Origin of the sequence: Psychrobacter sp. 4Bb (genome assembly GCF_002836735.1) — a bacterium.
In the GTDB taxonomy this organism is placed as follows: domain Bacteria; phylum Pseudomonadota; class Gammaproteobacteria; order Pseudomonadales; family Moraxellaceae; genus Psychrobacter.
Genome location: NZ_PJAS01000002.1, coordinates 1 through 9,209, shown reverse-complemented (window position 1 = coordinate 9,209; position 9,209 = coordinate 1). Strand labels below are relative to the sequence as shown.

8 protein-coding genes and 1 pseudogene are annotated in these 9,209 nt (G+C 41.2%); 6 read left to right on the top strand and 3 right to left on the bottom strand.

Going from position 1 to position 9,209, the window contains the following annotated elements; all coding sequences use genetic code 11:
• Positions 1-842 (top strand): annotated as a pseudogene (locus CXF60_RS00340) (hypothetical protein); the annotation flags it as partial.
• A 134-nt stretch (positions 843-976) separates the two neighbouring features.
• On the opposite strand, the gene CXF60_RS00335 reads toward CXF60_RS00340, so the two are convergent.
• A complete protein-coding gene (locus CXF60_RS00335; RefSeq protein WP_180958051.1) occupies positions 977-2,491 on the bottom strand; it encodes an SLC13 family permease in 1,515 nt (504 codons plus the stop codon).
• A 943-nt stretch (positions 2,492-3,434) separates the two neighbouring features.
• Here CXF60_RS00335 and CXF60_RS00330 point away from each other — a divergent pair.
• On the top strand, positions 3,435-4,598 hold the full coding sequence (locus CXF60_RS00330) for an ArsO family NAD(P)H-dependent flavin-containing monooxygenase (RefSeq protein ID WP_228706989.1): 1,164 nt from the start codon (positions 3,435-3,437) through the stop codon (positions 4,596-4,598).
• A 143-nt stretch (positions 4,599-4,741) separates the two neighbouring features.
• On the opposite strand, the gene CXF60_RS00325 is transcribed toward CXF60_RS00330, so the two are convergent.
• Entirely contained in the window at positions 4,742-5,023 is a 282-nt protein-coding gene (locus CXF60_RS00325) for a DUF503 domain-containing protein (RefSeq protein ID WP_102090335.1), read from the bottom strand.
• Between the two features lie 119 nt (positions 5,024-5,142).
• Between CXF60_RS00325 and CXF60_RS00320 the strand changes: the two genes are divergently transcribed.
• The 3 genes from CXF60_RS00320 to gorA all read left to right on the top strand — a co-directional run bounded on the left by CXF60_RS00320 (position 5,143) and on the right by gorA (position 7,914).
• Positions 5,143-5,931: a threonine/serine exporter family protein gene (locus CXF60_RS00320; protein WP_102090334.1), complete on the top strand. Its 789-nt coding sequence runs from the start codon at positions 5,143-5,145 to the stop codon at positions 5,929-5,931.
• A 1-nt stretch (position 5,932) separates the two neighbouring features.
• The gene (locus tag CXF60_RS00315; protein ID WP_102090333.1) at positions 5,933-6,385 is read left to right on the top strand and encodes a threonine/serine exporter family protein; all 453 of its coding nucleotides are present in this window, start codon (positions 5,933-5,935) and stop codon (positions 6,383-6,385) included.
• Between the two features lie 164 nt (positions 6,386-6,549).
• The gene (gorA, locus tag CXF60_RS00310; RefSeq protein WP_102090332.1) at positions 6,550-7,914 is read left to right on the top strand and encodes a glutathione-disulfide reductase; all 1,365 of its coding nucleotides are present in this window, start codon (positions 6,550-6,552) and stop codon (positions 7,912-7,914) included.
• A gap of 138 nt (positions 7,915-8,052) precedes the next feature.
• Here the strand turns inward: gorA and CXF60_RS00305 are convergent, their stop codons facing one another.
• Positions 8,053-8,514 (bottom strand): DUF2846 domain-containing protein, encoded by a 462-nt coding sequence (locus CXF60_RS00305; protein WP_102090331.1) that lies wholly within the window; start codon positions 8,512-8,514, stop codon positions 8,053-8,055.
• 451 nt (positions 8,515-8,965) lie between these two features.
• On the opposite strand from CXF60_RS00305, the gene CXF60_RS00300 reads away from it, so the two are divergent.
• Positions 8,966-9,178 (top strand): hypothetical protein, encoded by a 213-nt coding sequence (locus CXF60_RS00300; RefSeq protein WP_102090330.1) that lies wholly within the window; start codon positions 8,966-8,968, stop codon positions 9,176-9,178.
• Positions 9,179-9,209 lie beyond the last annotated feature (31 nt).

Genomic DNA, 9,209 nt, shown 5'->3' with positions numbered 1-9,209 from the left:
TAAATAAATTTATTCTAGAGAACTTTAGTGTGTGTGGAGATGAAAATATAACTATATACCATGCTCCTGACGATGATTTAAGCTTCTACCCAGATTACAATACAAGCGATTATAAATACAAACGAGTAGAAAGAGACTCTCGGTATAGATCTACTCATTACATCATAAAAGGAATTACACCTCATAGTTATAACTTTGAACTACAGACTCGTACTATATTAGATGAAGCATGGGGAGAGATTGACCACCATGTTCGATATCCAAAGTTTGAAGATCATCCAGAGTTAAAGCGGAAAATGTCTGTGTTAAATGGTGCAATTAGCGGATGTGAAGAACTAACTTCGAATTTTTACAGTTATTTCAATAGTTTAGACTCTAACACTAGTGATGGTGATAAAGCGCTAGATTTTGTCAATAGACTCACAGTACCAACTGAACAAGAACAAATGATACAAAATGCTCCCGATAACATAGACGTTATAGAAGAAACTGCAAAAATAACAGATGAATTATGGGACAATATAATATCAGAAGCAGCCCAATCAAGAGAATTTGAGAGAGTATTAAAAAGTAAAGGCTTGTTAGATACTAATAAGAAATTGTCTACATCTAAAAACAACGTGCTCGATGGTTTAATAAAATACTATGGCCGCATGTTGATTCCTGAAGACAGTCACGAAGCTATTTCAGCTTTCATTAACAATTCTAAACCTGATAAAGGTAAGCAAATAACACAAGCTCTTAATAAATCGAAAGTAAAAAGTGACTATTTAGAAAAGATAAACTCTGTTTCTAAAGATATTGAACTCATTAATAATGATTCAAATGACGATAAAGATTAGCCTGTAGGTTGAGTTCACAAAGAAAACCTAACTATCTAATATTACGTAAAAATATTTCGTTGGGTCTCATTCCTCGACACCAACCTACATTAATCATGGTGAACGTTAGATCTGTCTTAGGCTGAAAGTTACATTCAACGTCCTAAAACCATCGGCACTAATGTCTGAATCATTATAAAAATTACGACCAGTGAAATAATATTTAAAAAGACCCCAGCGCGCACCATCTGCTTGATTGACACTTCACCTGAACCAAAAGCTACCGCATTAGAAGGTGTAGCAACTGGCAACATGTAAGCTGAGCAAATCGACAACGTCATCAACGCTGTCATAATCAAAGGATCAATACCCACTCCAATTGCAACCGACCCCATAATAGGAAAGAATGCCGCTGCAGTTGCAGTGTTGCTGGTAAGCTCTGTTAAGCCTAGCCCTACTATAGCGGCAATCATCATTATTAGTAAAGGAGGCAAATCTCCAAGCGACCCTACCTGTTCACCAATCCAATTCGATAGGCCAGTCATTGTAAAGGCAGCCGAAAGGCTTAAACCACCCCCAAACAGTAGTAACAGACCCCATGGAATTTCACGCGCAGCATCCCATGTCAACAAAGCAACGCTCTTACCCTGACTATTCTTTTTGCCAGAGGATACTATAAAACAGGCAACTGCTGCCGTCATAGCTACTTGCGAGGAAGAAATCCCCGCCAAGAACGGCAGAGCCTCATTTACAATAGATATCTTAGTAAGCAAAGGTACTGCAACCCAAAAGAATATAGCGCCAAGAAATATCATCCCTACCCGTGCTTCAGATTTAGACATGGGGCCAAGAGCTTCGACTTCTTTACGAATTAATTCAGTACCACCCGGTAGTTCCCGTAATTTGGAACGATAAACCACTTTAGTGAGTAAAACCCAAGCTATGATCAGCATTACAATGGCAAAAGGCACACCAACCATCATCCATTCGGCAAAACCTATAGTATAACCCTGCTGTTCTTGAAGATAAGCAGCCATTAAAGCCGTCGGCGGTTGACCTATGAGCGTTGCAGTAGACCCTATTGTGACCCCATAAGCGATACCCAACATTAAAGCAGCAGAAAACTTCCAATCATGATTTACTTCCCCTTCCTGACTCTCTAAGTTCCGAACTAGCTTCAGAATGGAAACACCAATAGGTACCATAATCACCGCTGTAGCAGTATTAGAAATCCATGCCGAAATAAAAGCCGAAGACAACATCATGCCTAGCACAATTTGATCAGGACGCGTACCTACTACCTGTATAGTGCGCAATGCTACACGACGATGCAAGTCACTGCGCTCTGTTGCTAGACCCAGTATCACCCCACCTAATACTAAAAAGACTACTGAGTTCGCATAAGGTGCAGCCATTTCTCCAAAGGTACCAATCCCGAATAATGGAAACAGTACCAGTGGTAACATTGAAGTCACTGGGATCGGAATAGCTTCCGTCATCCACCAGACTGCCATTAATAACGCACCGCCCGCTGCTGCCCGTCCAGCAAAGGATAAACTATCAGGTAGAAGCCATGCTAATAAAAGCCCACCAAATAAGCCAATTAAAATCATTGGATAGCTTATTGTTTCTATGACGTCCTTCAGAGGCGGCTCTTTAGTCTCTATCATTTAGATCTCCCTGATCTATTTTTAATAAATCCATGCAATATACTTACCCTGAGGAACTTGAATAATTTAAATTGCTTTTGCAGTTTAAATGTTTGAATGATATAAGCGAGAATAAAAAATCAGACAAAGATTTTTTCAGCTATAAAAAACACCAATCTAAATCATACGATTTAAATTCTGCATGACAGTTGTAATTCTTGATGGCTATTTCTGAAATCTAAGTGTCATAAAGTAAATCTCTATTTCATACTACGTGTATCTATCTCAACACTAGTTGTTTAACAATACTTAGTATCACTAATTCATCACACTAAAATATTAGTTATGTACATAACTAATGGATTATTAGATTAAGGCACTATCAAAGCTCGGATAAGTAAGGTGTTTATACTCAAACATTTTTTTATTGGCATGTAACTTTCTATATCCAAGATAAACACTCTTAGTGAGTATGTCTAAGACCTATTTAACAAGTAGTTATACCTTTTAGGTATAACTACTTGTTATTGTTTTCACTGAGGTATAAGTTGATAATTTTTAGATATAAATGGATATACTGTTTACTCAACACTCCTCTGCAACTTGTCTTATAGTATTTAAGCACTATAAAGCAGGTATAAAAAGAATGAATGATTTATCAATATTTCTATACCTATGTCTTATTTAGTCGACGACCAGATAAGTATAGTTTTCGAAATGGCTGTACTCACTACAAATCAACCATTCATATTCAATGCTAATTAATCGCCTTTAGACAAAATTTAGTCCTGAGCAAGTAAATAACGAAGCGCCGCTTCGCCCGAGCGCGAGGGAGTTTGCATTTTCACAAATTCCGCAGCGGTATCCTAGGTCGTACACTAGAGCGAAAAACAGGATTAGCTCAATAAAAATAAAACCAGATACCGTTTATTTGTATTCTTATATCAAGAGAATTAGAAATACTATGTCACCTAAAATGTCGTCTAAAAAATCGTCTACCAAAATATTCGACGTGATTGTCATTGGTGGCGGTCAAGCAGGTTTAGCGGTAGGCTACTACTTAAGACGCGCCAAGTTGGACTTTATTATCTTAGACAATCAAGACCAAAGTGGCGGCGCATGGCAGCGTTTTTGGCCCTCGCTACGACTTTTTTCACCAGCTTGGATGAGCTCCTTACCAGGTAGACTGATGCCATCCTCCAAAGACGGTAAAAGCCCGCATCGAGATGACGTATTAAGCTATTTTGCCGACTATGAACAGCGCTACCAGCTACCTATCTATCGCCCTTATGAAGTAAAAAGCGTCCAGCGCGATGATGAGAATGACTGCTTGCGAGTAAGCGATGGACACTACACTTGTCTTGCTAAAGCGGTCGTTAGCGCTACAGGCACTTGGAGCAATTACTACATTCCAGATATTGAAGGACAGCAAGACTACCTCGGTGAACAGCGCCACTCAGCTCATTACGACGGTCCAGAAGGATATAAAGATAAACGGGTACTAGTGGTCGGCGGTGGCAACTCCGGAGCGCAGATTTATGCAGAATTGGTGCAAGTCGCTGATGCGAGCTGGGTAACGCTTGAGCCACCACAGTTTTTACCAGACGATGTCGATGGGCGCGCCCTATTTGAGAGAGCCACGGCGCGTATTATGAGCAATAAAAGTAGTACTCATAAAGTTATCGATAATGAAGACGATGGCAATAATAGTAATGATCGCAGTGATAACGATAGTAATAACACTAACGCCGCTAATATTGAGGGTAATATCGTTATGATGCCGCCTATTAAAAAAGTGCGGGATAAAGGACTATTAACGACGCGACCTATGTTTAGTCACCTTACCAAGCAAGGCGTGGTATGGCCTGATGGCACTGAAGAATCAATAGATGCGATTATTTGGTGTACTGGCTTTGAGCCTACGCTTGAGCATTTAGCGTCTTTAGGTGTGATAGAAGAGGATGGGAAGATATTGACCGAACAAGGTCAAGCGCTCAAAGAGCCACGCCTATGGCTATTTGGCTACGGCGATTGGGCAAGTCCTGCTTCAGCGACTATTATAGGTGCTGGGCGTAGCGCTCGGGAAAACGTGCCTGCCTTACTAGATTTTTTATCAAAAGATACTTAGCAAGTAGGTTGGTGTAGAGATTGCGACACTTGAGAGCTGTAAAAACGAAACACTGCTTCGTTAGGCTTGCAATGAAAACCCTTTAAATGGGGTTTTTTATTAAAGCGAAAAGCGAGATTAGCTTCCTATAAATACTCTCAACGCTAAACAAACTCCCTCTCAATATTCATCACTATTGCATCTACCGTACGTTCTAGCTTTTCCTCAATTTGACTACATTGCGATTCGACCTCACGTTTAGACAGTCCAACGATCACAAACGTCCACTCACTGGCATCATGGCGCGCGCGGCCGCCGCTCTCACATACTGCGACACTTGGCGCATTGCCAAAGCGCGCATGCAAGCCGCCCATACGGTGGCGTTTCTCTTTTAGCGAGCCGCAGCCGGGCAATGAAAACGTCAATGTCAAAATAGCGATATGCATTTTATGCTCCTTATCAAAAAATTTTACAATAGCAGCCAATATAATATCCGTTAATGCCTGCGCATCAGCATCTATACCCTTTATAATAGTGTATCAATACCAACCTGCGTATCTCACCCATGACCTCTATCAGCTACGTAAAGCAGCAGCGCATTACCCGACTATGCGTGCGCTGCGGATTACTCCTTATGCAGTATGGTGCTGAGTCTGCCGTGGTGGTGGACTTGTCCAAACGCTTGGGGCTTGCCTTGGGGATGAACAGCGTCGAGTGTTCGCTAAACTTTAACGCCATTACCTTGACGACTATCTGTGACGAGCGCTGTATCACTACCACTAGAGACACGATCAATCAGAGCATCAACGTCAATCTGTTGGTACAAATCCAGCAAATCGTCAATAAAACCGAAGCCACTGTCGATCATAATGACTTGATTGACCGCACTACCCTTGCCTTTGATGAGTTGGATAAGACCGTATATCCAACGTGGCTCGTCAGTCTATTTGTGGGTGCATCTTGTGCGGCTTTTGCTTATTTGAATGGTGGTAGTTGGTCGATTACGGCGGTGACATTTATCGCTGGCATGGTGGCGATGTTTACTCGTATCTATCTCTCCAAGCACCACTTTAACCCTTTTATCACGGTCATTGTGACCGCATTTATCGCCTCATTGATTGGGGCGACGACCTATTATTTTGATATTGGTAATAACGCCGATATCGCTGTTGCCTCCAGCGTATTGCTACTGGTGCCCAGCTTTCCGTTGATTAACTCCTTATCCGATATCCTCAAAGGCTATGTCAATATTGGCGTTGGGCGTGCGGTCTTTACCTATATGCTGACCCTGTCCGCGTGCGTCGGTATCGTAATGGCGCTGGTTTTACTTCGCATACAGCATTGGGGGTTTTAAAATGTGGTTTATCAAAACCGTCATACTATCTTGTATCATTACCCTTGGTTGGACGCTGATGTTTAGCGTACCCAAACGCTATATCTTGCCGTGTTTACTTATGACCGCGTTTGGCTTTGGGTTAAAGACAGCTCTCGTTTATCAGAACATACATATCGTGCTTGCCAGCTTTTTTGGGGCGATGCTTGCCAGCTTTTTGGGCGTATATTTTTCTAAGAAATATACCTTACCGCCCAAAGCGCTCATCTCGCCCAGTGTCATCTGTATGATGCCTGGTATCGCCGCATATAAAGCGATGGTTAGTATGGTGCAGATTGGTTACTTTGGCTTTTCAGATGAGTTATTTAGCCAAATGATGGTGTATTTGTTCGAAGCTTTATTTGTCACCTCAGGATTGGTGCTCGGCTTGTCCATTCCGGGGTTGTTATTTTATAGACGTCGTCCTATTGTATAGATGATCTTAAATATCTAAATGCTAAGCTTTTCTTAACCAAGCACTGTTGAGACTCAAGCGACTCAACACATCCTAACCATAAAAAACTTGTAAGATGGATGATAAGACCCATTACAGTAGAGTCAGAAACAGCACCAATAACAACTTAATAAAGAGACCGTATTATGACCAAACATTATGACTATATCTCTATTGGCGGCGGTAGCGGCGGCATCGCATCACTCAACCGCGCAGCGAGCTACGGTAAAAAATGCGCCATTATCGAAGCCAACCAACTGGGTGGTACTTGTGTGAATTTGGGCTGTGTGCCCAAAAAAGTAATGTGGTATGGCGCGCAAGTGGCTGAAGCTATCCATAAATATGCGCCAGACTATGGTTTTGATGTTGAGTTAAAAGGTTTTGACTTCCAAAAGCTGGTACAGAGCCGTCAACAATATATCGAAAACATTCACCGCGCTTATGACAATAACTTGGCCAAAAACGGCGTCGAAGTGATCAAAGGCTTTGCCAAGTTTGTCGATACCAATACCGTAGAAGTAAATGGCGAGCTGATTACCGCTGATCATATTTTGATTGCTACGGGCGGTCATCCGATTCAGCCAGATATCAAAGGCGCAGAATACGGCATCGACTCTGACGGCTTTTTTGCGTTGAATCATTTGCCAAAACGTGTGGCGATTGTAGGTGCAGGCTATATCGCTGTCGAGATCGCAGGCGTGTTAAACAGTCTGGGTGCCGAGGTGCATTTGTATGTACGCAAACACTCACCACTACGTACGTTTGACCATACTATCGTAGAGACTTTGCTGATAGAAATGGAACAAGCTGGTATTAAGTTACACACCAACACAGTAATCAATGAAGTCAATAAAAATGCTGATGATAGCCTAGATTTAACCACCAATGATGGCGGTGAAGACTGTATCGACACTGTCGATTGCTTGATTTGGGCGATTGGTCGCGCGCCATCGACAGACGGTATCAATCTGCAAGTGACAGGGGTTGAGACGACTGAGACAGGTAAAATTAAAGTCGATAAATTCCAAAACACCAACGTCGATGGTATTTATGCAGTCGGTGATATTATCGAGAACAGCGTAGATCTAACGCCTGTAGCGATTGCCGCAGGTCGCCGTTTATCAGAGCGTCTGTTTAATAATAAGCCTAATGAGCATTTGGACTACTCGTTAATACCGACGGTAATCTTCACTCACCCAGCTATCGGTACGATTGGCTTGTCTGAAATCGACGCGGTGGAGCGCTATGGCAAAGAAAACATCAAATGTTATACTTCAAGCTTTACCGATATGTATAGCGCGGTCACTCAGCATCGTCAAAAATGCACCATGAAGCTAGTATGCTTGGGTGATGACAAAAAAGTCATTGGCCTACATGGTATTGGTTTTGGCGTCGATGAGATGATTCAAGGTTTTGCCGTTGCTATCAAAATGGGCGCGACTAAGGCTGATTTTGACAATACCGTTGCCATTCATCCAACTGGCTCGGAAGAGTTTGTGACGATGCGTTAGTTACGCAGACTGAACACGAAAAAGAGGGTGCTTTATAAGCACCCTCTTTTTCGTGTTCAATCCAATCTCAGCCTATTTTTCAGTGAGTTAATAGCTAAATGTCGTTAATACTACGAACCACTCGGATGATAAAATTAGCTATTTACTACAATTGCCTTTAATACCGAGATCAAGGTCAGCTATCGCTTCTTTGCCCTCACTTTCAGGTACTAACTTCAAACCAGCACCACCGACAAAAAGACCGGGCTTAATATACTGTTTGACGAAGTAGTTTTGACCTGTTTCAGTCATTACCATTAAATCATTTGGTGAGAACTCAGATTCTGTTGAAACTTTATGCTCTTTATTTCCTAGCACCTCATGGTAAAAGAATGTTCCACGCGCAGTCTCTCCAATACACTCATCATCTACCCAGATATCTTTCTTCAAAGCCGCACCCACCACACTATTGCTACGGTAAATATATAGACCAGCATTATCTGTACTTGGTGCTTTAACTTGCTTGAGTACATTAGATACTTCAACATTTTCAGTGGGTACAGACGCACAACCAGCAAATAGTATTGATGTAACCGTTAGAAAAGCAATTCTTTTTAGCATGTTATCTCTCTAAGAATAAGGATAGTTTTGTTTAATATATTTCAATAACTTTATTACGAATAAATTATAGAGACATACCTCAGTTTCAATAGTCAAAACCAACTCGTCACTCGCTTGATAAACCTTAAAACTGGTTTTGCAAGTACCTCAATTATCAGTAATAGTCATTTGATATGTGACATCTATATGAATATATAAGTAAGGTTTTCGCTGATTTTTTACCACTAATCCCCTCGTTCTTAATGTGTCTATAAAGTTACTAGAACTATATAGAATTATATCTTAGAAGCCAACTTATTTCTCGATATTTGCCTATTTTTATTTAATCTTGTTTTTCTATAATCGAATCACTTCTGTTTGAATAGCTGTAAAAAGTCTAAGTGAAGTCACGTTCATACAGACAGCGCAATCCTGTTGCTGCTATGATGCCCTTAATAATGACCGTTGAGAGATGACTGTGTGGCAAGTGTACTTATTTATATTACCAATTGGGCTTGGTATCATGACCTTGGCAGCAAGCCTATTGTTTTTGTTCGCTTATCTCATGTCGGATGATAATACCACGCGCTTGCCAGCATTTAACTGGTTCAAGCGCTTAATTATTGTGGCATTTATGCTTCTGAGTATTGGTCTGTTTATGACCTTTGGACATTTTTGGGGTTAATTTAGATAGAATATTTTTTAGTGTTTTTTAC